General features: G+C 62.1%; 19 protein-coding genes, 1 tRNA gene and 1 pseudogene. 14 read left to right on the top strand and 7 right to left on the bottom strand.

Annotated features, from left to right (window positions below):
- Positions 1-524: 524 nt before the first annotated feature.
- Positions 525-1,793: pseudogene (locus ACR0NB_RS14645) on the bottom strand (DUF6538 domain-containing protein).
- Positions 1,794-1,935: 142 nt separating this feature from the next.
- A tRNA-Ser gene (locus tag ACR0NB_RS14640) sits at positions 1,936-2,025 on the bottom strand.
- Between the two features lie 765 nt (positions 2,026-2,790).
- Here ACR0NB_RS14640 and ACR0NB_RS14635 point away from each other — a divergent pair.
- Both ACR0NB_RS14635 and ACR0NB_RS14630 read left to right on the top strand, forming a co-directional pair.
- The gene (locus ACR0NB_RS14635) at positions 2,791-3,519 is read left to right on the top strand and encodes a FecR family protein (protein WP_480776164.1); all 729 of its coding nucleotides are present in this window, start codon (positions 2,791-2,793) and stop codon (positions 3,517-3,519) included.
- A 38-nt stretch (positions 3,520-3,557) separates the two neighbouring features.
- Positions 3,558-5,792: a CHASE2 domain-containing protein gene (locus tag ACR0NB_RS14630; RefSeq protein ID WP_480776068.1), complete on the top strand. Its 2,235-nt coding sequence runs from the start codon at positions 3,558-3,560 to the stop codon at positions 5,790-5,792.
- A 233-nt stretch (positions 5,793-6,025) separates the two neighbouring features.
- Here the strand turns inward: ACR0NB_RS14630 and hemC are convergent, their stop codons facing one another.
- The gene (gene hemC, locus ACR0NB_RS14625) at positions 6,026-6,988 is read right to left on the bottom strand and encodes a hydroxymethylbilane synthase (RefSeq protein ID WP_480776067.1); all 963 of its coding nucleotides are present in this window, start codon (positions 6,986-6,988) and stop codon (positions 6,026-6,028) included.
- A gap of 106 nt (positions 6,989-7,094) precedes the next feature.
- Here hemC and hemE point away from each other — a divergent pair, with 106 nt between their 5' ends.
- On the top strand, positions 7,095-8,129 hold the full coding sequence (hemE, locus tag ACR0NB_RS14620; RefSeq protein ID WP_480776066.1) for a uroporphyrinogen decarboxylase: 1,035 nt from the start codon (positions 7,095-7,097) through the stop codon (positions 8,127-8,129).
- 54 nt (positions 8,130-8,183) lie between these two features.
- On the opposite strand, the gene ACR0NB_RS14615 is transcribed toward hemE, so the two are convergent.
- Positions 8,184-9,278 carry a CaiB/BaiF CoA transferase family protein gene (locus ACR0NB_RS14615; RefSeq protein ID WP_480776163.1) on the bottom strand — a complete coding sequence of 365 codons (1,095 nt, stop codon included), beginning with the start codon at positions 9,276-9,278 and terminating at the stop codon, positions 8,184-8,186.
- A gap of 185 nt (positions 9,279-9,463) precedes the next feature.
- Here ACR0NB_RS14615 and ACR0NB_RS14610 point away from each other — a divergent pair, with 185 nt between their 5' ends.
- The 8 genes from ACR0NB_RS14610 to uvrC all read left to right on the top strand — a co-directional run bounded on the left by ACR0NB_RS14610 (position 9,464) and on the right by uvrC (position 18,115).
- Positions 9,464-10,738, top strand: a complete 1,275-nt coding sequence (locus ACR0NB_RS14610) for a TAXI family TRAP transporter solute-binding subunit (protein ID WP_170359971.1) — start codon at positions 9,464-9,466, stop codon at positions 10,736-10,738.
- Positions 10,739-10,823: 85 nt separating this feature from the next.
- A complete protein-coding gene (locus ACR0NB_RS14605; RefSeq protein WP_480776065.1) occupies positions 10,824-11,348 on the top strand; it encodes an SRPBCC family protein in 525 nt (174 codons plus the stop codon).
- 91 nt (positions 11,349-11,439) lie between these two features.
- Entirely contained in the window at positions 11,440-12,369 is a 930-nt protein-coding gene (locus tag ACR0NB_RS14600; protein ID WP_480776064.1) for an ABC transporter ATP-binding protein, read from the top strand.
- Positions 12,366-13,127 (top strand): ABC transporter permease, encoded by a 762-nt coding sequence (locus ACR0NB_RS14595; RefSeq protein WP_093963579.1) that lies wholly within the window; start codon positions 12,366-12,368, stop codon positions 13,125-13,127. Before ACR0NB_RS14600 ends, ACR0NB_RS14595 begins: the two co-directional genes overlap by 4 nt.
- 104 nt (positions 13,128-13,231) lie before the next feature.
- Positions 13,232-14,029: a S49 family peptidase gene (locus ACR0NB_RS14590; RefSeq protein WP_170342352.1), complete on the top strand. Its 798-nt coding sequence runs from the start codon at positions 13,232-13,234 to the stop codon at positions 14,027-14,029.
- A 168-nt stretch (positions 14,030-14,197) separates the two neighbouring features.
- Positions 14,198-15,148, top strand: a complete 951-nt coding sequence (locus ACR0NB_RS14585) for a calcium/sodium antiporter (protein ID WP_480776063.1) — start codon at positions 14,198-14,200, stop codon at positions 15,146-15,148.
- 22 nt (positions 15,149-15,170) lie between these two features.
- On the top strand, positions 15,171-15,950 hold the full coding sequence (locus ACR0NB_RS14580) for an SDR family oxidoreductase (protein WP_480776062.1): 780 nt from the start codon (positions 15,171-15,173) through the stop codon (positions 15,948-15,950).
- A gap of 290 nt (positions 15,951-16,240) precedes the next feature.
- Positions 16,241-18,115 (top strand): excinuclease ABC subunit UvrC, encoded by a 1,875-nt coding sequence (gene uvrC / locus ACR0NB_RS14575; RefSeq protein ID WP_480776061.1) that lies wholly within the window; start codon positions 16,241-16,243, stop codon positions 18,113-18,115.
- On the opposite strand, the gene ACR0NB_RS14570 is transcribed toward uvrC, so the two are convergent.
- Positions 18,100-18,999, bottom strand: coding sequence for a DMT family transporter (locus tag ACR0NB_RS14570; RefSeq protein ID WP_170359982.1), 900 nt, complete (start codon positions 18,997-18,999; stop codon positions 18,100-18,102). The two genes, uvrC and ACR0NB_RS14570, sit on opposite strands and share 16 nt — an antisense overlap.
- Positions 19,000-19,190: 191 nt before the next feature.
- Here ACR0NB_RS14570 and pgsA point away from each other — a divergent pair, with 191 nt between their 5' ends.
- From pgsA to ACR0NB_RS14555, 3 genes are read left to right on the top strand one after another with little or no spacing between them, the layout of a single operon-like run.
- Complete coding sequence (gene pgsA / locus ACR0NB_RS14565; RefSeq protein ID WP_170342342.1) at positions 19,191-19,859, top strand: CDP-diacylglycerol--glycerol-3-phosphate 3-phosphatidyltransferase; 669 nt, start codon at positions 19,191-19,193, stop codon at positions 19,857-19,859.
- A 3-nt stretch (positions 19,860-19,862) separates the two neighbouring features.
- Entirely contained in the window at positions 19,863-20,108 is a 246-nt protein-coding gene (moaD, locus tag ACR0NB_RS14560; RefSeq protein ID WP_170540862.1) for a molybdopterin converting factor subunit 1, read from the top strand.
- A 4-nt stretch (positions 20,109-20,112) separates the two neighbouring features.
- Positions 20,113-20,556 (top strand): molybdenum cofactor biosynthesis protein MoaE, encoded by a 444-nt coding sequence (locus ACR0NB_RS14555; RefSeq protein ID WP_480776060.1) that lies wholly within the window; start codon positions 20,113-20,115, stop codon positions 20,554-20,556.
- A gap of 4 nt (positions 20,557-20,560) precedes the next feature.
- Here ACR0NB_RS14555 and ACR0NB_RS14550 read toward each other — a convergent pair whose 3' ends face one another.
- Both ACR0NB_RS14550 and ACR0NB_RS14545 read right to left on the bottom strand, forming a co-directional pair.
- Positions 20,561-20,881: a hypothetical protein gene (locus ACR0NB_RS14550; RefSeq protein WP_093963571.1), complete on the bottom strand. Its 321-nt coding sequence runs from the start codon at positions 20,879-20,881 to the stop codon at positions 20,561-20,563.
- Between the two features lies 1 nt (position 20,882).
- Complete coding sequence (locus ACR0NB_RS14545; RefSeq protein WP_480776059.1) at positions 20,883-22,802, bottom strand: OmpA family protein; 1,920 nt, start codon at positions 22,800-22,802, stop codon at positions 20,883-20,885.
- Between the last annotated feature and the right edge of the window lie 63 nt (positions 22,803-22,865).

The following is a 22,865-nucleotide window of genomic DNA, read 5'->3' as shown; positions in this document are numbered from 1 at the left end:
CAGCTTAGGGCCAAAGGCCCGGCCAGCGAGGAACTCGCTTTATCTTGCCATCCCTTCTGTTGTCTCCCGCGACCGTCCCAGGCGAGAATTTTACGCTCTCCCAAAGGCGCAAATGCGGCGACCCTTGCAACGCTCTTCGACGCATGAGTCGTGATCTGGAAGTGACCGCCAAGGTCACGGCATCGACGACCAGTAGCTGCCCCAGATCGCGCGAGTATCCCGTCCGATTTGCACGCTGTGGCAGGCCGCTTTGCGCGGCGCGGCCGCGCGCCCTGCACAAGACGGACGCGCCGCCACATGCTTGTTGGCATGACACGCGCCCGACCTTCACAGCGACGCAATCGCCCGGCCCAACCGGTCGATGCCGCGCGGATCGAGGCGGCACTTCTGAAGGTGGCTGCGCTGGTTGCCGATGACCCGACCTTTGCGCCAGTCTTCGAGCGACTCGAGGCCGAACTGGCCGCGGCCGTGAAGAAGGAAAGACGGCTGTTGGAGGCGCAGCGACGAGCACAGGCGCTGCTGGCTCAGAAGGCGAAGCGCGCGACGAGTTCTGCGACGTGTTCCAGCGACGCGCCCTTGCCGTATCGTTCGCGGTCAAGCCAGTGACCGAAAAGGTCGCGCCTGATGCGATCGTCGATCCCGGCGGCGAGCATGCGGTCCTCGAAGGAATGACGCAGGGAATACATCGAGTGGCGCGGCGTCTCGAGCAGGACGTTGGCGCGGAGGAACTTGTTCACGACCGCGCTGAGGGTCGCCCGATTGCGGTAACGCGGGAAGCCTTACGGGTGCTGTTTGAAGGCTTCGAGCGAGACGCCGGTCAACGGGATCACGCGGCGCGCATAGTGGCTCTTCAATTGCCGTCCCTCGGGCTCGATGGAGATGTGCGGCACGTCGCCATCGAGCCGGATCGTGTCCGCCGTGAGCGCTGCGCCCTCGGAGGGCCGGTAGCCGGTGTTGATCATCCCCAGCAACAGAGCACGGGCCTGGCCGTTCAACCCGTCCAGCGCACCGGGGGCGAGGAGCCGTGTCCTGATCCAGTCCTCGCTGAACGGCGGGCGCGTTAGCTTCTCGCCCTCTTTGAACGACAGCTCGCCCAAAGGCAGCGACAGCCCCAGCCGCTTCATCGTGTTCACGGTCTTCAACACGTCGCCAAGATGGATCAGGTCCTTGTTGGCCGAGTTCGCCGTGACCTCGCCCGCCTCGATCCGGTCGAGCCAGTGCTGGCGAAAGTCCAGCATGTCGTCGCGGGTGATGTTGGCGATCTCCTTGTTGCCGACGACTGCGACGAAGTTCTTCACCGCCTTCTTGCGCGGTGCTTCCCAGCGGCGAAGCTGGTCCTCACTCTTGCCAAGTGTCTTTTCCTTGGCGAGGCCTCAATACAATTGCAGCGCCTTGATGACCGTGATGCGGGGTTCCGGGACGGTGCCGAGAAGGGCGACGGCCTCGATGGTATCGGGCTGGTTCGCAGGCGCGGGGATCGCCTCCACGCGCATGATGACATCTTCGACCGGGAGCTTGGCCACGGCCCCCGCATCGAGATACCGAAAGCCCCGCGCCCGGGCCAGATCACGCGCGGCCTCGTAGCGGGCCTCCGCATCCACGTTGTTCCCGGCCAGTCGCGCCTCCCAGGCCTCGATCATCTGAGACCAAGCGCGATCCGCTTTGCTCCGAGCGACCGTCTCCGAGTCGGTACGCAGGCTGATCCAGACGGTTTCGCGCGGCTCGATGCCCCGATACCGACGCGGGACGCGGCGGCGGAGGTGGTAGAGACGGCCTCGTTTCGCGATGCTCATGGCGGAGAAATCCCCCGTTTGTGCAGCAAATTGTGTAGCAAAATGTGCAGCAAATCAAGCGGACCAAACACCGCCGTCAGCGCAAAAACGCCGAATTCCGACCTACTATCATGCGGTTAAGAGATAGCGATTTTTGGGAAAATGGCGGAGACGAAGGGATTCGAACCCTCGAGACGGTTTCCCGCCTACTCCCTTAGCAGGGGAGCGCCTTCGACCACTCGGCCACGTCTCCGCCGACGGGTATAGCCGTGCAAGCGACGGAAATACAAGGCCAATTCCTGCACCGCGGGAAATTTTTGCCAGATTGGGCGAAGCCCTTGAAAACGCTTGGAATCGCTTGAGTCTGCACCCGCTTGGGCCAAGGCGTGGTCACCATGTCTTGCTGTTGGATTTCCAAGAACCATGCGTGGATTCGCGTTCTGCTTCGATTTGGTTTCGATATCCCAACGTCCGTTGGCCTGAGAATGTACGCGCGGTCAGAGTACGTAATCGGACACAAAAATTATGGCGAGCCAGGTGCGGTGGGGAACTGCATCCGCAAAATGATGGGTGTCGCAAACGGCTGAACCAATTGGAAAGGTTGCCTGCCTTTGGCTTTGGAACGCGCTCTGCTGGATCTCCAGTGTCAGGTGGTTTGAGTTGCAGAAACGGCCGTTTCTTTTGACTAAACTCGGCGGCTCGGCTTGTCTGCGGAACAGGCATAAGAACAGAAAACTTGCCAATTACATGCCAATGGATGCATATTTGCTAAGATTTTAGTCATTTTGATTGATCCAAAAAACAGTTTCAGAGGCTGGCCGGGCAGTGAGCGCATCCGCGCTCGACAGTAACCTTTGGGGGAAGGGCTGGCATTTTGGCTTGGTTGAAGATTGTTCTGGTTGGTTTTTTCGTTCTTTGCGTTCCTGCCCTCAGCTGGGCAAACATCGGAACCGTAATCAGCGTGAAACAGGGGGCGGATGTGACCCGTGGCGGCAAAACGCTGCCCCTCCGTAATGGGATGGAGGTGTTGTCCGGCGACTCGATCGTCACGGATGCGAATGGCGTGGTTCAGCTTGTCTTTGTGGATGACACGAAGATCGCGGTTGGTCCCAATGCGCGGATGGTTCTGGACGTGAAGATGTTGCGCGGCAACCGCAAGGCCAAGAGCTTTGCTGTCGAGGCGCTGGGTGGAAGCTTCCGGTTCATCTCGGGCAAAAGCAGGAAACGCGCCTACTCCATCAAGACGCCGACTGCCACCATGGCGGTGCGGGGCACGGTATTTGACATGTGGATCGCGCCGGGAAACCAAAGCGCGATGCTCGTGCTGCACGGCACGGTTCAGATGTGTGGCCTCGGCGGCTCTTGCCGATCGACGGGCCGGATTTGCAGCTTGTATGCAACCAGCCAGCGCGGTGCGGTGGGGCGGCCGGTCGATCAGGCGATGTATGACAAGGCCGTGGTCAGCGGTTTTCCTTTCATTCAGTCGCAGAAAGACCTCAAACCGCCTTTGCAGGTGGATGTCGAGGGCTGCTCGGGTGAATCCCAACCTGCGCCGCGCGCAAAGTCGGACGCGCCCGAACCGCGCCGGTCCGCTCCGCCGCAGAGGCAGGTCAAGGCAGCGGTTGCCGCGCCGCCCGAACAACCGGATCCGGTCGGGCAGTTCGACAGGCCGGGTGACCGGCCCGAAACTGTCGATGATCGGCCGGATACTGGCGGCGGTGTCTTCGGGTCCGGTGGCGATGGCTAGAGCGTTGTCCATGTCGTTGCCGGCGAGCAGAGGTTGACGTGAGCGTCAGGCAGCACGAGAAAGCCGGACGGCGCCGTGCTTTTCGGCTGGTGGGCCTGGGTCTGATCCTGTTTGGTTGTCTGCTGCGGGTACTGGACCCTTATCCGGTCCGCATGTCCCGGCTGATCTATTTCGACGTGTTGCAGCGGTTGTCCCCGCGCGCCTTCGATCCCGATTTGCCGGTCCGGGTCGTCGATATCGACGAAACGTCGCTCGAGAATTGGGGCCAATGGCCCTGGCCCCGGACCCTGTTGACGCAGATGGTCGAGCGTTTGGGCGAGTATGGCGCCGCTTCAATTGCCTTTGACATGTTGTTCGCCGAGCCCGATCGGTACTCACCGTCGTGGCTGCTGAGTGATCCGGCCCTGGCTGACATTCTCAGCGCCAAAGAGGAGGCCGCCCAACTGGACAATGACATCTTGTTCGGGGCCGAGGTTTCGAACTGGCCCGTGGTGATGGGTGTGGCGGCGCGGTTGACCGGAGGGGATCAGGACATTGCCCCGAAGGCCGGGATCGTGGAGATCGGCGAAAACCCGGCCGCCGGGCTGGTGTCCGTGCCCCACTGGACTCCGCTGGCGCCACCGCTGGACCAGGATGCAACCGGGATCGGCGGTGTGAATGTTTCACCTTTGGGCGGCACGGGCGTGGTGCGTCGCGTTCCGGTGTTGTGGCAGGGGCCAAGCGGTGTTCTGCCCGGACTTGGGCTGGAGGCCCTGAGGGTCGCGACGGGCGAGCCGGTGATCTTCATCGAAGGGGCTCAGGGCGAGGCCGGCATCGTGCTGTCGGTCGAATTGGCGGGTCTGGTCCTGCCCACAACGGAAAACGGAGAGGTCTGGGTCAGGTACAGACCGGATGATCCCGGGCTCTACCTGTCGGCCAATGACATACTGCAATCCGCAGATGATCCGGTTCTGCGCAGCCAGATCGAAGGCCGGATCGTATTGATCGGAACATCGGCGGCAGGTCTGTTCGACATGCATCAGACTGCGTTGGGAGAGTCCGTTCCCGGCGTCTCCATCCACGCCCAAGTCATCGAGCAGGCGCTGCTGGGCGACATGCTGACCCGGTCGGATGTCACCGCCGCCCTCGAACTTCTGGCTTTCATCATCCTTGGAGTCGTCGTCACGGTCGTCATGTCCAGTTTCGGGGCCGTTGCCTCGTTCATGGCCGGCGGCATCGCGGCGGCCGTGGTTGTCGGGGTCAGTTGGTTGGCATTTCAGAACCAGTCCGTGCTGTTCGATGCAACCTTCCCGCTTGCCGGCGGGATGGCCAATTTCGGGCTGTTGTCCGGTTATCTGTTCATATCGACCGAGCGGGAAAAGCGGGTGATCCGGCGGATCTTCTCGCACTATGTCGCGCCCGAGATCCTGGACGAGATGGATGCAACCGGACACCAACTTCAACTGGGCGGTGAAACGCAGGAAATCACGGTCATGTTCTCGGACATTCGCGGGTTTACACCGTTGTCCGAGCGGGTGTCGGCCACGGACCTGGTCGCGCTGCTCAATGAACTGTTTTCGGTCATCGGAGACCGGATCCTGCACGAAAAAGGCACCATCGACAAATTCATCGGGGATGCGGTCATGGCGTTCTGGAACGCGCCGGTTCCGGTGGAGCGGCACCCGCTTCTGGCGGCACAGGCTGCGTTGCAGATGCGGCGAGCTCTGGCCGAGTTCAATGCTTCGGACACGATGCGCGGGCATCCTCCGATCGCATTGGCGACAGGATGTGCCACGGGAATGGCCTGCGTCGGCAACATTGGCTCGCGGCGGCGATTCAACTACACGGTGATCGGAGATGTGGTCAACGTCGCCGCTCGAATCGAGCAGAGTTGCCGCCAGGTCGAATATGACATCCTGATCTCAAGCTCAGTCTCACAGGCTGCTGGCGCCGATCTCGCGATGCTCGAAGCCGGGCTTGTTCATCTGAAAGGCAAGACCGAACTGGAGCCGTTATTTGCTTTGGTCGGTGACAGCGTGTTGGCCCATAGCGCGGATTTCCGGAAGCTGCAGGAGATGCATCAGGATCTGATCATTGCGATACGTGCACGGCGGGCTCACGACGAAATACAGCGCTTGAGCGAAGCCTGCAGCGCCCAAGCAGGCTTGGTCGAACCGGGCCTGCGCGCGTTCTATGCGGCCTTGCCGGGACGGTCGGCTGATTTCCGGTTCGACATCCGCTCGGGCCAGGCGATGTTCAGCCATCATGGTAACGTGCACCGGTTTCCCGGATGACAGGGTCCCATTGCGGGCCGCAGAGTCAAAACGGGCCGCGCCTTTTTTCAAAGGCACGACCCGTTTCGATCGGACAGGGTTCTCAGTCTCGCCCCCTCGAATACTATCTACAAAATCACGAACTAAAACTTCGATACATTCGAGACTGATCCACATTCCCAATCGGGATGACACATTGATGCCCGATTTCAACCGGGGCGACAGTGAAGCAGTTCACATTCGCAGAAACTTTTTTACAAATTTCTCCACTCGAAGAATCCGGGCCCGGCACGGTGCAGCAGTTTTGCCGCCATGGCCCGGCCCATTTCCGCTGCGTCCTCCGTCGAACCGGTCTCGCTCTCACTGATAGCATCCGATCCGTCCGGGCGCAGGACTTCGCCGCGTAGTCGCAACTGCCCATCGGTAAGTTCAGCCAGACCGGCAATCGGAGTTTCGCAGGACCCATCCAGCGCGGCCAGCAACGTGCGCTCGGCCGCCAGACGACAGGCCGTTTCAGAGTGATGAATGGCTTCCAGCATCTCGGCGGCCCGGTGGTCGTCCGCGCGGCGTTCGATGCCGATCGTACCTTGTGCGATGGCCGGCAGCATGTCGTCGGGCGAGATCGCAGTGGCAGGTACGTCCTGCATGTTCAGGCGGCGGATGCCGGCCATGGCTAGAAACGTGCATTCGGCCACGCCATCAGCCAGCTTCTTCAGCCGGGTCTGCACGTTGCCCCGGAACTCGACCACGTTCAGATCGGGCCGGCGGTGCAGCAACTGGGCCCGCCGCCGCAGCGACGAGGTGCCGACGACCGCGCCTTCTGGCAGGTCATGGATCGAGTTGAGGCGGGGCGAGATGAAGGCATCGCTCACGTCCTCGCGCGGCAGGAACGTGTCCAGCACCAGCCCTTGCGGCTGTTCGACGGGCATGTCCTTGGTCGAGTGCACGGCGATGTCGATATCGCCAGCCAGCATCGCCTCTTCGATTTCCTTGGTGAACAGGCCCTTGTTGCCGATCTCTTTCAACGGGCGGTCCGCGTCGATCATGGCGCGGTTGTCGCCGGTGGTCTTGATCACCACGATCTCGAACGCCTGTTCCGGCAGGTCGAAAGCATCACACAGCCGCTGGCGGGTTTCATGGGCCTGGGCCAGCGCCAGCGGCGAACCACGGGTGCCGATCTTCAGCGGCGATGCGGGGGTGGGCAGGGTCAAAGTCATGGGCACAGCTTTAGTCGCGTCACATTGCCCTGACAATGGGGGCCGCGCTTGACATTTTGCCGCTGAAGGCGGACCCGTTGCGCAAACCGGAATAGTGGGGGCTGACATGGCCGAGAACAAGAAACTGCTGCGGGCGCTGGCGGGCGAGGTACTGGACACGCCGCCGATCTGGATGATGCGACAGGCCGGACGCTATCTGCCGGAGTACCGCGCGACGCGGGAACAAGCGGGCGATTTCCTGTCGCTGTGCTACACCCCCGATCTGGCGGCCGAGGTGACGCTGCAGCCGATCCGCCGCTATGGGTTCGATGCCGCGATCCTGTTTGCCGACATCCTGCTGGTGCCGCAGGCGCTGGGTGCCGATCTTTGGTTCGTCACCGGCGAAGGGCCGCGCCTGTCGACGATCACGCAGCAGTCGGATTTCGATGCGTTGAAGCCGGTTGATGCGATTCACGAGACCTTGTCGCCCGTCTATGAAACCGTGCGCATCCTGTCGCGCGAGTTGCCGTCCGAGACGACCCTGATCGGCTTTGCCGGCGCTCCGTGGACCGTTGCGACCTATATGATTGCCGGGCGTGGCACCCCTGATCAGGGCCCTGCCCACGCTCTGCGCGAGGAAAACACCGCGCTGTTCGAGGCGTTGCTGGACCGGATCACGGCGGCCACGATCGAATATCTGTCGGCTCAGATCGAAGCGGGGGCCGAGGTGGTCAAGATTTTCGACAGCTGGGCCGGGTCGCTGAAAGGCGAGGCTTTCACCAAATACGCGGTCCAGCCGTGCCGGACCATCACCCAGGCGCTCAAGGAACGCCACCCGGGCATTCTCGTCATCGGTTTCCCGCGTGAGGCGGGCGAGGGCTATGTCGGTTTCGCGAAGGCCACCGGTGTCGATTGCGTGGCGCTGGACAACTCGGTTGCTCCGGAATGGGCGGCCGAACATGTGCAGGTGGATGGCTGCGTGCAAGGCAACTTGGCCTCGTCGCACATGGTCACCGGCGGGCAGGCGCTGGTGGATGAGACCCGCCGCATCCTGCGCGCCTTTTCCAAGGGGCCGCATATTTTCAATCTGGGTCACGGGATCACGCCGGATGCCGACCCGGAGAATGTGCAGTTGATGATTGACACGGTCCGCGGCGGGTAGGCGGCGCGGGAGGGGGCCAGCGCCCTCTTGGCCGTTGGCCAGATGAAGGGTGTGTCAGGTCTTCTTGAGAGCCTGAAGTTCCGTAAGGATTTCGGTCGTGTGTTGGCCGCGGGCCGGGCTGGGTTTCGGCTGCCATTGGTGGGTGGAGAAGCGCGGGGCGGCGGCGGCCTGCAGGGTGCCGTCTGCCGTGCGCCAGGTTTGGCGGGCGGTGTTCATCGGGTGGGTTGCGGCCTCGTCGGGGCAGAGCACTGGGGCGACGCAGGCGTCTGAGCCTTCGAACAGTTTGGCCCAATGGTCGCGCGGTTTGGTTGCGAAGATTTCCGCCAGGCGCCGGGTCAGGTCTGGCCAGTGCGTGCTGTTGTATTGTCGCTGGAACGCCGAGTCTTGGGACAGGCCCAGGATTTCCAGGAATTGGGCGTAGAATTTCGGCTCGAGACATTGGACCGAAACAAAGCCGCCATCCGCGCAGGCGTAGGTGCGGCTCCAATGCGGGCCGTCCAGCAGGCTCTGGCCGCGCGTGTCGGACAGGTTGCCGGTCTGGCGCAGGCTCATCAGCAGGTTCATCATGTGCGCGGATCCGTCGTAGATGGCGGCGTCGACCACCGTGCCTGTGCCCGTTGCGCGCGCGTTCAGCAGCCCGGCCAGTATGCCGGTGACCAGATACATCGCGCCGCCGCCGATATCGCCGACCAGCGTGGCCGGGGTCATCGGTTCGCTGCCGGGTGGTGAGCCATACCAGAGTGCCCCCGACAGCGCGATGTAGTTCAGATCATGTCCTGCGGCGTCGGAAAGCGGGCTGTCCTGGCCCCAGCCGGTCATGCGGCCATAGACCAGCGCCGGGTTCACGGCGTGGCAGGTATCGGGCCCCAGACCCAGCTTCTCCATCACGCCGGGGCGGAAGCCCTCGATCAACGCATCGGCGGTTGCGATCAGGTGCCGGGCGGTTTCTAGGTCGCCGGGGTCCTTGAGGTCAAGCGCGATCGAGCGCTTGCCCCGGTCCAGCACGGATCGGTCCGGCATGCCGGGTGTGACGGCGCCCCCCTTGCGGTGGATGGTCACGACATCGGCCCCCAGATCCGCCAGCATCATGGCGGCGAACGGGCCGGGGCCGAGACCCTCGATTTCGACAACACGGATTCCGTTCAGCATGAGCAGCACTCCCTCGCGGCGATGCTGGCCGGCGCCCAGCAGGAATGCAAGACCGACCGGCGGCGACGCGGCGTCTGGCATCGGTCTGATCCGGAACGGGAAAAACCAACAAACACATCGGAATACTTGCCAGCTTGGGGCCAGCGGCGTAGCGTGCTGTCCGGGGTGGACCAGCGAGGGGTAGGATGCGTCTTTGGATCACGATCAGTGCCGCCATGGTCTTGGCGGTTCTGGTGGCAATCATCCTTCTGCTGCACCCGCCCGGCGACCTGCGCATGGCAGCCGGACCGGCGGGTGGTGCCTATATCGAAGTGGCGCAGGACTACTCCGATATCCTTGCCGAGGATGAGATTCGGCTCGAGATCGTCGAAACCGCAGGGTCTGTCGAAAATGCGCGTCTCCTGGAAGACGGGGCTGTGGATGTGGCCTTCTTGCAGGGCGGCATCGAAGTTGACCCGGATCGGGCGCAGGCCATCGGGACCGTGTTTTTCGAGCCGATGATTTTCATGGCGCGCGAGGATGCCTGGATTCCGCCCAATCCCGCGCTGTGGCGTGGGTTGAGCATCAACAGCGGTGCACCCGGGTCCGGCACCGCGGACGCATTCCGCGACTTCGAACGCGCTGTCGGGCTGGCCCAAGAGGATAACGTGCATGTTGCACTGCCCTATGACCAGGCGGCCGACGCCTTGTTGGACGGAACGTTGGACATCGCCGTTTTTGTCGCCCCGATCGAAGCTCCCTACCTGCTGGCCGCGTACGAGGTGCCTGGACTGAAGGTGCTGAACCTTGAACATGTCGAGGCGATTTCGCGTCGTTTGTCCTATGCCACCGTGGTGACCGTACCGACCGGAGGCATGTCGCTGAACCCGGTTCTGCCGCCGCGCCCGGTAGATCTGATCGCTCTCGAGGCGCGGCTGGTCGTGCGGCCGGGACTGCATCCGGCGTTGGTCAACCGGCTGACGATGGCGGCGATAGCCCTGCACGAGGCTCAGGGCATCATTAATGACCCCGGGGCCTTTCCGGGGATCGAAGGGACCGCATTGCCCCTCAACAACACCGCACGGCAGCTGATACTTGAAGGGCCATCCACCTGGCATGATTGGTTGCCTTATTGGGTGGCGGCGCAGGTCAATCGGGTTTTCCTTTTGTTCCTGCCGTTCTTTTTCATCGTCCTTCCGCTGGTCCGGTTGTTGCCGCGCATCTACGCCTATTTCCAACGATGGCGTGTCTGGCAGCACTACCCGGAAATTCGTCTGATCGAACAGGACCTGGCCGACAACCCTTCCGCGGAAGACCTCGCGCGGATGCAAGGCCAATTGCAGGTGCTGGACGAAAAGCTGGCGGACCTACGGCTGCCAGCGGCCTACAGGCAAGGGCAGTATGATGCCCGTCTGCATCTGGAACTGGTGCAGAAACGGATTTCCGACATGCGGGCTCAGGATTCCGGGGGCGGCGGGTAATGTGTGGAACACGGTTGCCGCAACGGCAGTTCGTGGATAGGTCTTTGGTCGAATATCAGACATTTCAAGAAAGGGGGGTGCTCCCATGCAAATGAGTGACACGCGTGAAATTCAGGCGGCGCCGTCCGATGTCTATGCGGCCCTGCTGGACCCCGAGGTGCTGAAAGCCTGCGTGCCCGGTGCGCAAGAGGTTTCGGGCAATCCGACGGACGGTTACGAGGCGACCGTGGTGCAGAAGGTCGGGCCGGTAAAGGCCACGTTCAAAGGCACCGTCACGATGTCCGACATGGTTGAGGGTCAAAACCTGACCATCGCCGGTGAGGGCAAAGGCGGGGCCGCGGGTTTTGCAAAGGGCAGCGCCAGTGTCACGTTCAGCGCCAGTGACAGCGATGGAACGGTTCTGGCCTATAACGTGGATGCCAAGGTCGGCGGCAAGCTGGCGCAGCTAGGCAGCCGTTTGATCGACGGCTTTGCCAAAAAGATGGCTGACCAGTTCTTCTCGAACCTTCAGCAGCATTTCGAAGGCCCTGCAGAGCCGGAAGAGGGCGGCGAAGACACTCCCGAGGGGGAAAAGAAAGGCTGGCTGGGTCGCCTAACCGGGCGCGAGTGAAACCTGCGTTTGCGCGCAGAGGACTGTGCGGATTTGGTCTGTTCGGCAATCCTCTGGCGCGATACTGTCCCGGCCAGAACTGGGAAAACGCATGACGACAATTCTTTCGATCAAGGATCTGCGCAAAACCTATGCCGGCGGGTTCGAAGCGCTGAAAGGCGTATCGCTGGACATCGAAGAGGGCGAGATCCTGGCCCTGCTCGGCCCGAACGGGGCGGGAAAGACAACCCTGATCTCGACGGTTTGCGGGATTACCACGCCCACGTCTGGGACCGTCACAGTAGGGGGGCACGACATCCTCACGGACTTTCGTGCAGCCCGGCGCATGATCGGCCTCGTGCCGCAGGAAATTGCGCTGGAGCCGTTCGAGAAGGTCTGGAACACCGTACGGTTTTCGCGCGGTCTGTTCGGCTATGGGCAGGACAGTGCCCGGATCGAAGAGATCCTGCGCAAGCTGTCGCTGTGGGACAAGCGCAAGAACGCGATCAAGGAACTGTCGGGCGGCATGAAGCGGCGGGTGCTAATCGCCAAGGCGCTGGCGCACGAGCCGCGGGTGCTGTTTCTGGATGAACCCACCGCCGGTGTGGATGTCGAACTGCGCAAGGACATGTGGGCCATCGTCGACGAGTTGAAGGCTGCCGGTGTTACCATCATTCTGACCACCCACTACATCGAAGAGGCCGAAGCCATCGCCGACCGGATCGGTGTGATCGACAAGGGCGAACTGATGCTGGTGCAGGACAAAAACACCTTGATGGCGCAGATGGGCAAGAAGCAGATCGAGGTCATGCTGACCCGCACGATCTCGGACATTCCCGGCAGTCTGGCCCACCACAATCTGGTGCTGAACGGGCAGGGCGATGCGCTGATCTATACCTACGACACCAAGGCCGATCGCACTGGCATCACCACTTTGCTGAATGACGTGGCAGAGGCGGGGCTGGTGTTGCGTGACGTTCAGACCCGGCAATCGAGCCTGGAAGAGATTTTCGTCAACCTCGTGTCCGGAGATGCCGCATGAACTGGTCCGCCATCGCCGCCATCTACCGGTTCGAAATGGCCCGGTTCTTCCGAACCCTCGCGCAGAGCTTTCTGTCACCGGTTCTGTCGACCTCGCTGTACTTCGTGGTGTTTGGCACTGCCATCGGCAGTCGCATCCAGGAGGTCGAGGGCGTCTCCTACGGCGCCTTCATCGTGCCGGGGCTGATCATGCTGTCGGTGGTGATGCTGTCGATCTCGAACGCGTCCTTTGGCATCTATTTCCCCAAGTTCCTGGGCACGATCTACGAACTGCTCTCGGCTCCGGTGAATTTCATCGAGATCGTGATCGGCTATGTGGGCGCCGCCGCGACCAAGGCGTTGTTCGTGGGATTGGTGATCCTGACCACCGCCACGTTCTTCGTGGACATCCGCATCGAGCACCCCTTCGCGATGGCCGCCTTTCTGATCCTGTCCTGCCTCAGCTTTTCCCTGCTGGGCTTCATCATCGGGATCTGGGCCAGCAATTTCGAACAGATGTCGTTGGTACCGCAGCTGGTTGTGACGCCTCTGATCTTTCTGGGCGGCACGTTCTACTCGATTTCGATGCTGCCGCCGGTGTGGCAGACGATCTCGTTGTTCAACCCGGTGGTCTATTTGATCTCGGGCTTTCGCTGGTCGTTTTACGGGCTTTCGGACGTGCCCATTCTGCTTAGCCTTCTGGCGATCCTGGCCTTTACCGGCTTCTGCCTGGCGGTCATCGGTTGGATCTTCAAAACCGGGTGGCGCATCCGCAGCTAGGGCGTTGCATTTTTGCCGTGGCTGAACAGGATTTTGGTTCACGTCACGTTCATGGCAGGTGGGGTCCCTTGTTTAAGGGGCGGGCGCACTCTACATCGGCACCCATGAAACTCAGCCTGCCGTTTCTCAACAAGCAGCCAACCGTGGCTGTCGTTCGCCTGTCCGGAGCCATTGGAATGGCTGGCCGAGCCTCGCTGAACGATGCCTCTTTGGCACCGGTTCTGGAAAAAGCCTTCCGCAAGGGAAAACCTGCCGCCGTCGCGCTCGAGATCAATTCGCCGGGCGGATCGCCGGTGCAAAGCTCGCTGATCGGTGCGCGGATCCGACGGTTGGCCGACGAGTTCAAGGTGCCAGTCCATGCCTTTGTCGAGGACGTGGCGGCCTCGGGTGGTTATTGGCTTGCGGCTTCGGCGGACGAGATCTGGGCGGATGACAGCTCGGTTCTGGGGTCGATCGGGGTCATCTCCTCGGGGTTCGGAGCCCATGTTTTTCTGGCCCGTCAGGGGATCGAGCGGCGCGTGCACACCGCCGGGAAATCCAAATCGATGCTGGACCCGTTCTCTCCGGAGAAAGAAGAGGATGTCGCGCGTCTCAAGGGGCTTTTGGAGGACATCCACCAGAATTTCATTGCCTATGTGAAAGCTCGGCGCGGCAGTCGCTTGGACGAGGCCGCCGATCTGTTTACCGGTGAAATCTGGCTGGCGCGGCGTGCGCATGAACTTGGGCTGATCGACGGCATCGCGCATCTGAAGCCAAGGATGCAGGAAGTGTTTGGCGACAAGGTCAAATTCCGGCGCTACGGGTTGCGCCGACCGATCTGGTCGCGGTTCGGAACGGACATGGCGCAGGACGCCATTTCCCTGCTCGAGGAGCGCGCGGCCTACGCGCGCTTTGGTATGTGACGTGATCGTCAAGGTCGTCATTCTGTTTCTGGTTGCCATGGGGGTCCTGGCGATGTTCGGAAAGCTGCGCTTTCCCGGTCAACAGCGATTGAATTCCGCGAAATGTCCGCGCTGCGGTCGGTTCCGGATCGGCAAGGGCCCCTGCACATGTGAGCAAGGAGGGCGTCGATGACGGCCTGGCTGCTTTCCGGTCTTGGCTTGTTGATCCTGCTGTTGGCCGGTGACGCGCTGGTGCGGGGTGCGGTGAATCTCAGCTTGCGCCTGGGTGTTCCCGCCTTGATCGTCAGCCTTACGATCGTGGCCTTCGGTACCTCAGCGCCTGAGCTTCTGATCGCCATCAAGGCCATCGAGGAAAATGCGCCCGGTATCGCGCTGGGCAATGTCGTCGGTTCGAACACGGCCAACATTCTGCTGGTCTTGGGTTTGCCGGCCTTGTTGGCAACGATCCACAGCAGCGAATGCAACACGCGCAGAAACTACATCTTCATGTTGCTGGCCTCGGTTCTGTTCATCGGTTTCGCCTTTTGCGGAGAATTCAACCTGTTCAGCGGGGCAATCCTGCTGGCGGGATTGGCTCTGATCCTGCTCAACGCCTTCCGAGAAGCGCACGCGCATCGCAATTCCTGCTCGGAAGAGCAGGATCTTGAAGCGCTGGAAGAGGCCGACCCGGACATGCCGTACTGGAAGGTGTCGCTGTATCTGGTGCTGGGGCTGATTGGTCTGCCGATGGGCGCACATCTTCTTGTCGACAACGCGACCATCATTGCGCGGACCTACGGGGTCAGTGAAACGGTGATCGGGCTGACGCTGGTCGCGGTCGGAACCTCGCTTCCCGAACTTGCGACCACCGTCATGGCCGCGTTGCGCCGGCAGGCCGATGTTGCTCTGGGCAACGTCATCGGTTCGAACATGTTCAACCTTCTGGGCATTGTCGGTATCGCCACGCTGTTCGGGCGCATCCCCGTGGACCCCGAATTCCTGCAATTCGATCTTTGGGTCATGCTGGGCTCATCCCTGCTGCTGATCCCGTTCGTCTTCTTCAAGCAAGACATCACCCGGGTCTGGGGGTTCATCTTGACGCTGCTGTACGTCACATATGTCGTGATCCTGTTGGCCTGATCTGACTGAAAGGAGCCCCTACATGACCCGAGCACTGGTGACCGGCGCCGGCATTCGACTGGGGCGGGCCATGGCGTTGTACCTTGCGAAACGTGGCATGGACGTTGCCGTGCATCACGCAACCTCAGGCGCTGCCGCTGCCGAGACCGTGTCCGAGATCCAGGCAATGGGCCGCAATGCCGTGGCGCTGCAGGCCGATCTGCTGGACGAGGATCAGGTGCAGACCCTTTTGCCGCGCGCGGCCGAGGCGCTGGGCGGTCCGATCACCTGTCTGGTCAACAATGCGTCGATCTTCGAATACGACAACATCCGCACTGCCACCCGGCAAAGCTGGGATCGCCACATGGACAGCAACCTGCGCGCGCCCTTCGTGCTGACGCAAGCCATGGCAAGCCAGGGTCTGGAACCCGAGATGGATGAGAATGACGAACCCGTCGCGACCGGCTTGATCGTGAATATGGTCGACATGCGGGTGCGCAAACTGACGCCTGAGTTCATGTCCTACACCATCGCCAAGATGGGGCTATGGGCATTGACCCGGACGGCGGCCCAGGCACTGACGCCAGCCATTCGCGTCAATGCCATTGGGCCGGGTCCAACCCTGCAGGGACATCGGCAAAGCCCCCAGCACTTCAAGACGCAACGCGAAAACACGGTCCTGGAACGCGGTGCAAACCCGTCGGATATCAACGCGGCGCTTGGGTATTTTCTGGACGCACATGCGGTCACGGGCCAGCTTTTGTGCGTTGATGGCGGCCAGCATCTGGGCTGGCAAACGCCTGATGTAGTGGGCCTTGAATAGGTATTGGCCCTGCAAGTTTTGCACCGCTCTCGATCCTGTTACAGGTTCGTTACAAAAATGTCTTTTTTTTCATACACTTGTAAAACGATAATAAAAATATCGTTTAGAGTCAATATGTTAAAATTGTGCCTATTTATTGTGCAACGCAGTGAAAACACAAGGATTCAAGGAAAAATCACGGTGCGGGGAAAGTTGTCCGCACAGTTATCCACAAGAATCGTGGATTTGTTTTCTCTTGATCTGAGGCGCGCAAGATTGCAGCCACGGTCAGAGAATCGTATCTCTCTCTCATGACCGCCGACAGCGCCCCTCAATCCCAGCCTCAGCCGACCGGCTATGCTTGCATCCAGAAATACGTGAGGACGCTGGACAGTTCGCCGGGTGTCTATCGGATGCTCGATGCGGACAGCCGGGTTCTGTATGTCGGCAAGGCGCGCAACCTGCGGGCGCGGGTGTCGAACTACACCCGCCCGGGACATTCCGGCCGGATCGAGCGGATGATCGCCTCGACCGCGTCGATGATGTTCCTGACCACTCGGACCGAGACCGAGGCGCTGCTGCTGGAGCAGAACCTGATCAAGCAGCTCAAGCCCAAATACAACGTGCTGCTGCGCGACGACAAAAGCTTTCCCAACATTCTGGTGGCCAAGGACCACCCATTTCCGCAGATCAAGAAACATCGCGGGGCCAAGAAGGAAAAGGGCGCCTATTTCGGCCCCTTCGCCAGTGCGGGCGCGGTGAACCGCACGCTGAACCAGCTGCAGAAGGCGTTTCTGCTGCGCAACTGCTCGGATTCGATGTTCGACAGTCGCACCCGGCCCTGCCTGCTCTATCAGATCAAGCGCTGCTCGGGGCCGTGCGTGGGCATGATTTCGCAGGCCGACTATGCCGAAAGCGTGCGCGACGCCGAGCGGTTCCTGTCCGGACGCTCGACCCGAATCCAAGAGGAACTGGCCGCGCAGATGCAGGAGGCCTCGGATGCGATGGAGTTCGAGCGCGCCGCCGCCCTGCGCGACCGAATACGCGCGCTCACGCAGGTGCAGACGGCGCAGGGCATCAACCCGCGCGGTGTGGCCGAGGCGGATGTGATCGGCCTTTATATGGACAGCGGGCAGGCCTGCGTTCAGGTGTTCTTCATCCGCGCCAACCAGAACTGGGGCAACCGCGATTTCTATCCGCGGGTCGGGCCCGACGTGTCGGCGGCCGAGGTGATGGAGGCCTTTCTGGGCCAGTTCTACGACAACAAGGAGCCGCCGCGCCAACTGATCCTGTCGGACGGGATCGAAAACGCGGACCTGATGCAGCAGGCCCTGTCCGAAAAGGCCGGCCGCAAGGTCGAAATATTGGTGCCGCAGCGGGGCGAAAAGCTGGAACTCGTCTCGGGCGCGCTGCGCAACGCGCGCGAGGCGCTGGCCCGCCGCATGTCGGAAAGCGCGACGCAGGCCAAGCTGCTGCGCGGTCTGGCCGAGGCCTTCGATCTGGACGCGCCGCCGAACCGGATCGAGGTCTACGACAACTCGCATATCCAGGGCACCAACGCGGTGGGCGCGATGATCGTGGCCGGTCCCGAGGGGTTCATGAAGAACGCCTATCGCAAGTTCAACATCCGCGGCGACGACCTGACGCCGGGCGACGATTTCGGGATGATGAAAGAGGTGCTGACCCGCCGCTTCACCCGCCTTCTGAAAGAGGACCCCGACCGCGACAAGGGCCTGTGGCCCGATCTGTTGCTGATCGACGGGGGCGCGGGGCAGGTGAGCGCCGTGCACGAGATCATGCAGGCGCACGGGGTCGAGGACATCCCCATGGTCGGTGTCGCCAAGGGCGTCGATCGCGACCACGGCAAGGAAGAGTTCCACCGCATCGGCCAGCGCCCCTTTGCCCTGAAACGCAACGACCCGGTGCTGTATTTCATTCAGCGGCTACGGGACGAGGCGCACCGCTTTGCCATCGGTACCCACCGCGCCAAACGGGCCAAGGCGATGGGGGCGACGCCTCTGGATGAAATCCCCGGCGTGGGCGCGGCCCGCAAACGTGCCCTGCTGGCACATTTCGGCAGCGCAAAGGCGGTCAGCCGCGCCAATCTGGCGGATCTGAAGGCGGTGGACGGGATCTCGGCCGGTCTGGCGCAGAAGGTCTATGATTTCTTTCACGAAAAGGGCTGAGGCCGCTGGCGCCCGCGCCACAGGATGTAAAGCCCCGAGGCCACGATCAGCGCGCTGCCCAGCCACATGGTCTGGTCCAGATGCTCGTCGAATATCAGCACGCCCAGCCCGATGCCGAACAGAAGGCGGGTATAGCGAAACGGAGTTACGGCCGACACTTCACCCGTCCGCATGGCCAGCATCAGCGAAGAATAGGCCACCGCGCCCATCACCACGGCTCCAGTCAGGTGCAGGGCGGCTCTGGCGTCCACCGGCACCGCGGCGGCGCCTTCGAAAGCCCGGTACAGTCCACCGGCGACGACAATTGACAGAAAGCCATAAAACCCAAGAACGGTGGTGCCCAACGTGGCGGGGGCGGCGCGGCTGGCCAGATCGCGGCCGGCAAAGCCCAGCATTCCCAGTACCGCAAGAATGGACAGGGCCGAGAAACTGTCTCCGGTCGGCTGGATGATGATCACCACTCCGATCAGTCCGACCAGAATGGCACTCCAGCGCCGCCAGCCGACGGTTTCCCCGAAAAACAGCGCGGCACCCGCCACCACGACCAGCGGCGTGGCCTGCAGGATCACTGTGGCCGAGGACAGCGGCGTCAGGGCGATGGCCAGCACATAGAACAGGCGGCCGAAGACTTCGAACAGCACTCGGATCTTCATCGGCTTGGACAGGACATCGGGGTGCAGCAACCGCCGCCCCTGAATCAACGCGACCCCGGCGAAAATCAACGCCCCGCCCAGTCCGAACAGCACCAGAACCTGCCAGATGGGCAGCACCTTGGCGGCACTTTTCAACAGCGCGTCCTCCAGGGCGAACCCGGCCATGGCCGCGATCATCCAGGCGCTGCCGATCAGATTGGCGCGCGCATCGGTTCTGATATGTGAGGTCACGGGGCGGATCTTTCCTGATGTGCCGATACCCGCGCAACCTGACCCGTTCTTCGCGCCGCGCCAAGGGGGAAACGGTCGTCGATCCTCCGCCTGCGACGGTCTGACCTGTCGTGGTCCAAACACCTGTGTTCTTGGCAGTTTTTTGTCGTGCCGTCTTTTCTGTTCCCGGCCATGGTTGTAGGGTCCAGCGCATGAAGTGGAACCTGCCGAATATTCTGACTTTGCTGCGCCTACTGGCCGCGCCCGGCCTGGCGGTGATGTTTCTGTATTTCACACGGCCCTACGCGGATTGGTTCGCGCTGATCCTGTTCCTGTCGGCGGCCATAACCGATTGGTTCGACGGCTATCTGGCGCGCGCTTGGAAGCAGGAAACCAAGATGGGTGCGATGCTGGACCCGATCGCCGACAAGGCGATGGTGGTGATCGCACTGATGATCCTGGTCGGCTATTCGACCGAGCACTGGACGCCCTGGCTGGTGCTGCCCGCCACCGTGATCCTGTTCCGCGAGGTCTTCGTCTCGGGCCTGCGCGAGTATCTGGGCGACGTGGCCGGAACGCTCAAGGTCACCAAGCTGGCCAAATGGAAGACGACCGCGCAGATGGTGGCGATCGCCGTGCTGTTTTCGCAGGGCATATTCGAGCACTATTTCGTCATGTCCACCTTCGGCATGGATGCCGCGCTGATCGACCAGATCCTGTCGGGTCAGGTCGAGGACATCTCAGGCCTGCAATGGAAGCTGGATGGCATGTTCTGGTCGGGCCGCATCGGGTTGTGGCTGCTGTGGATCGCGGCGACGCTAACATTGATCACCGGCTACGACTACCTACGTAAAGCCATGCCCCATCTGAAGGAGGGCTGACGCATGGATGTTCTGTATTTCGCCTGGGTCCGCGAGCGGATCGGCGTGCCGAAGGAAAAGGTCGAAACCACCGCGGCCACGGTCTCCGATCTGGTGGCGGAACTCAGCGCTCGTGAAGACCGCTATGCCGCGGCCTTTGCCGACCTGTCGGCCCTGCGGGTCGCGCTGGATCAGGAACTGTCGGATTTCGACGCGCCCTTGGCCGGCGTCCGCGAAGTGGCCTTTTTCCCGCCCATGACCGGCGGCTAGGGCGATGCGGATCTCCGTCCAGCAAGAACCGTTCGATCTGGGGGTCGAGGCCAATGCCTTTGCCGCGGGTGACACGGCCAATGGCGCCATCGTCACCTTTACCGGCGTCGTGCGCGATCTGGCGCAGACCGATCTGGCTTGCATGGAGATCGAGCATTATCCCGGCATGACCGAACGCGCCATCGCCAAGATCGCCGAGGAAGCCAAGACCCGGTGGTCGCTGGGCGATGTGCTGGTGATCCATCGCCATGGGCGGCTGGCCCCGGGTGACCGGATCATGATGGTCGCAACAGCAGCCCCGCACCGCAAGGATGCGTTCGAGGCCGCTGAATACCTGATGGATTACCTGAAATCCCGCGCCCCGTTCTGGAAGAAGGAAATCACAGGTTCGGGCGCCGAGTGGGTTGCCGCCACGGACGAGGACGAGAACGCGCTGTCGCGCTGGTAGGCGCTCAGTCGGCGTTGTTGATCCGGCCGCGCAATTCCTCGGCTTCCTGGCGGGCGGCGCGCAGCCCGTCCATGGCCGCGGCCAGCTCGGCCTCGGTCTGGGTCAGCTGGTTGGTCAGCTCGGCCTCGCGCTGCTGCAGATAGGTGATCGCCTGATCGCGGGTTTCCTCAGCCTCGTGCAACTCCTGGCTCATGCGGTCCAGATCGGCCACGTCGGATTGGCGCACGCGCGACAGGCGGTGCACCAGCCAGTTGGCGAACCAGCCCATGCAGAAGGCGGCGAACAGGATGACGGCGGTGGCGATGATGAATTCGGTTCTGTTCAACTTACTGGTCCCCTGCATCCGTTTCGGATGCTTCTTCTTCTGTTGGCGCAGGTTCGGTTGCGCTTGTCTGGGTCTCCAAGGCTTCCAGACCGGTTTCCTGATTGGCGATCGGCTCGGGCCGGATCAGCCGGAATTCGATGCGCCGGTTTTTCTCGCGCCCGTCTTCGGTGTCATTGTCTGCAATCGGCTGCGTCTCACCATATCCTGCGGCCGAGTAGCTTTTGGTCGGCACCCGGCGGGCGCGCAATTCGTTCAGGATGGACTGGGCGCGTGACTGGCTCAGCTGCTGGTTCATCTCTTCACGGCCCTGGCTGTCGGTATGACCCTGGATTTCAATCCGGATCGGTCCACATTCGCGCAGGATCTCGGCAATCTGGTTCAGACTGTCGCGGGACTCTGATGAAACCGTAGCCGATCCGGGCTCGAACGTGATTTTGCGGGTTTCCTGAACCTCGGCGATGCGACTTTCGCACTGCTCGGGGTCTGGCAGCGCGTCTTCGGGTTCGGGCGGGGGCTGATAGGTGATCGACAGGTCAAAGTCCTGCGCATCGCCCAGCTTGTCGGACAGCAGGCCCGCGATCTGTGCCTTGGCGTCTTCATCATGGCTGACGCCTGTCAACTCGACCTTGTCAGGCGTTACGGTCAGCACGCCGTTGTTCAGCCAGGACAGGGATTCCAGCCCCGCCAGAACGCGCACGGGCCAGTCCTGCGGCATCTGGTCGACCACGCGGGCGGCACTGTGAACCTGATCGGATCCGAAGGCAGCCCGGGCGTAGCTGTCGATCATGTCGCGCTGCAAATCGTCGCCCAAACGGCCGCGCAATTGTACCAGGCCTTCCGGGCTGCGGGTGGCGGTGAATTCCACAGGTCCGGCCTGTTCGTTGTTTTCTGGTTCGGGCAGAACCGCGTGCAGGGCGAACACTTCGGGCAGGGCGTTCTCCAACTCGCCCACGACCTTGTCGAAGGTGGCCGGGCTGGTGTTCGGTTCAGCAATCAGCGTGATGTCGGCATCCGACATCGTGACGGAACCTTGCCCGATCTCGGACAGCGCCCGGATACTCAGTTCAGCGGCCTGCGCCCATCGGGGCGATGGCACACCCAGGCCAATCGTGCAGGTATAGGGCCCTGACAGCCCGGCATCCTGCGCGGCGGCAACAATGGTGTCGCGCGCCTTTTCATCCTGTGCCGAACAGGCGTCGAACTGGCCGCCTTCCTCCGAAATCAGGTAGCGCAGGGTGAACGGAGTGATCACCGGGCGCGGTGCCGAAATCGCCAGACCGATGCGCAAGCTGGGCGGCGCGGCGCGTGTCAGCTCTTGTTCCAGCCGTTCTTTTTCCTGCTGGCTGTCGGCGATGGCAGTGATCTTGACCAGATCGGGGCTGGCGGAAATCTTGGCTCGCGGCAGCTTGGACAGGGCAAGGATGGCATAGGAAATCGCGTCGTCCCAGCCTTTGGGTTTCTTGTAGTCTGCGGTCTCCAGCAGGTCCGACACCCGCGCCTGGGGGTCCAGCTTCTGCAGCCGGTCCATCAGTGCGTCGCGATCCACGCTGGCGGGAACCAACCCGATCACGGAAATGCCGCTGTCGTTCCGAAGAATTTCAGCCGAGAATTTGGGCGGAGTCAGGTCAGCCGTCGGGGCAATGTCCATCTCATCGATCACCCGAGAGGTGTCGACCTGTGTACCGGCCGCGGTCAGCGCATTGAATCGCGTGGCCTCGTCCGGGGCAGTACCGGTCAGCACAACGCGCAGCCCATCCGCCTGCACTTCGGCCCACTCATGGCCCTGCATGCTCAGTGCATTTCGAACGGCAGTTTCCGAGGTTTCTTCGATCTTGGTCACCGCGAATCCGGCGGCCAGCAGACAGACCCCCGCCGATACGACAAAGATCAGGGCTGATGTCAGGAAATACGGCAAGCGCATGAGCGGTTTCTTATCTCCTCGGGCCATTGGGCGGGACTCTTACAGGCACCGGTACCGTGGTGC

Source organism: Ruegeria sp. CG3 (genome assembly GCF_056537205.1).
Note: the sequence above shows the minus strand (reverse complement) of the source record. Positions and strands in the feature narration are given on the sequence as shown.

Coding starts and splice junctions, on each gene's coding strand:
- ACR0NB_RS14635 (WP_480776164.1), top strand. CDS start 2,791: ATGGAGGTGTTGTCCGGCGACTCGATCGTCACGGATGCGAATGGCGTG.
- hemC (WP_480776067.1), bottom strand. CDS start 6,988: ATGACTTTGACCCTGCCCACCCCCGCATCGCCGCTGAAGATCGGCACC.
- hemE (WP_480776066.1), top strand. CDS start 7,095: ATGGCCGAGAACAAGAAACTGCTGCGGGCGCTGGCGGGCGAGGTACTG.
- ACR0NB_RS14615 (WP_480776163.1), bottom strand. CDS start 9,278: ATGCTGAACGGAATCCGTGTTGTCGAAATCGAGGGTCTCGGCCCCGGC.
- ACR0NB_RS14610 (WP_170359971.1), top strand. CDS start 9,464: ATGCGTCTTTGGATCACGATCAGTGCCGCCATGGTCTTGGCGGTTCTG.
- ACR0NB_RS14605 (WP_480776065.1), top strand. CDS start 10,824: ATGCAAATGAGTGACACGCGTGAAATTCAGGCGGCGCCGTCCGATGTC.
- ACR0NB_RS14600 (WP_480776064.1), top strand. CDS start 11,440: ATGACGACAATTCTTTCGATCAAGGATCTGCGCAAAACCTATGCCGGC.
- ACR0NB_RS14595 (WP_093963579.1), top strand. CDS start 12,366: ATGAACTGGTCCGCCATCGCCGCCATCTACCGGTTCGAAATGGCCCGG.
- ACR0NB_RS14590 (WP_170342352.1), top strand. CDS start 13,232: ATGAAACTCAGCCTGCCGTTTCTCAACAAGCAGCCAACCGTGGCTGTC.
- ACR0NB_RS14585 (WP_480776063.1), top strand. CDS start 14,198: ATGACGGCCTGGCTGCTTTCCGGTCTTGGCTTGTTGATCCTGCTGTTG.
- ACR0NB_RS14580 (WP_480776062.1), top strand. CDS start 15,171: ATGACCCGAGCACTGGTGACCGGCGCCGGCATTCGACTGGGGCGGGCC.
- uvrC (WP_480776061.1), top strand. CDS start 16,241: ATGACCGCCGACAGCGCCCCTCAATCCCAGCCTCAGCCGACCGGCTAT.
- pgsA (WP_170342342.1), top strand. CDS start 19,191: ATGAAGTGGAACCTGCCGAATATTCTGACTTTGCTGCGCCTACTGGCC.
- moaD (WP_170540862.1), top strand. CDS start 19,863: ATGGATGTTCTGTATTTCGCCTGGGTCCGCGAGCGGATCGGCGTGCCG.
- ACR0NB_RS14555 (WP_480776060.1), top strand. CDS start 20,113: ATGCGGATCTCCGTCCAGCAAGAACCGTTCGATCTGGGGGTCGAGGCC.
- ACR0NB_RS14545 (WP_480776059.1), bottom strand. CDS start 22,802: ATGCGCTTGCCGTATTTCCTGACATCAGCCCTGATCTTTGTCGTATCG.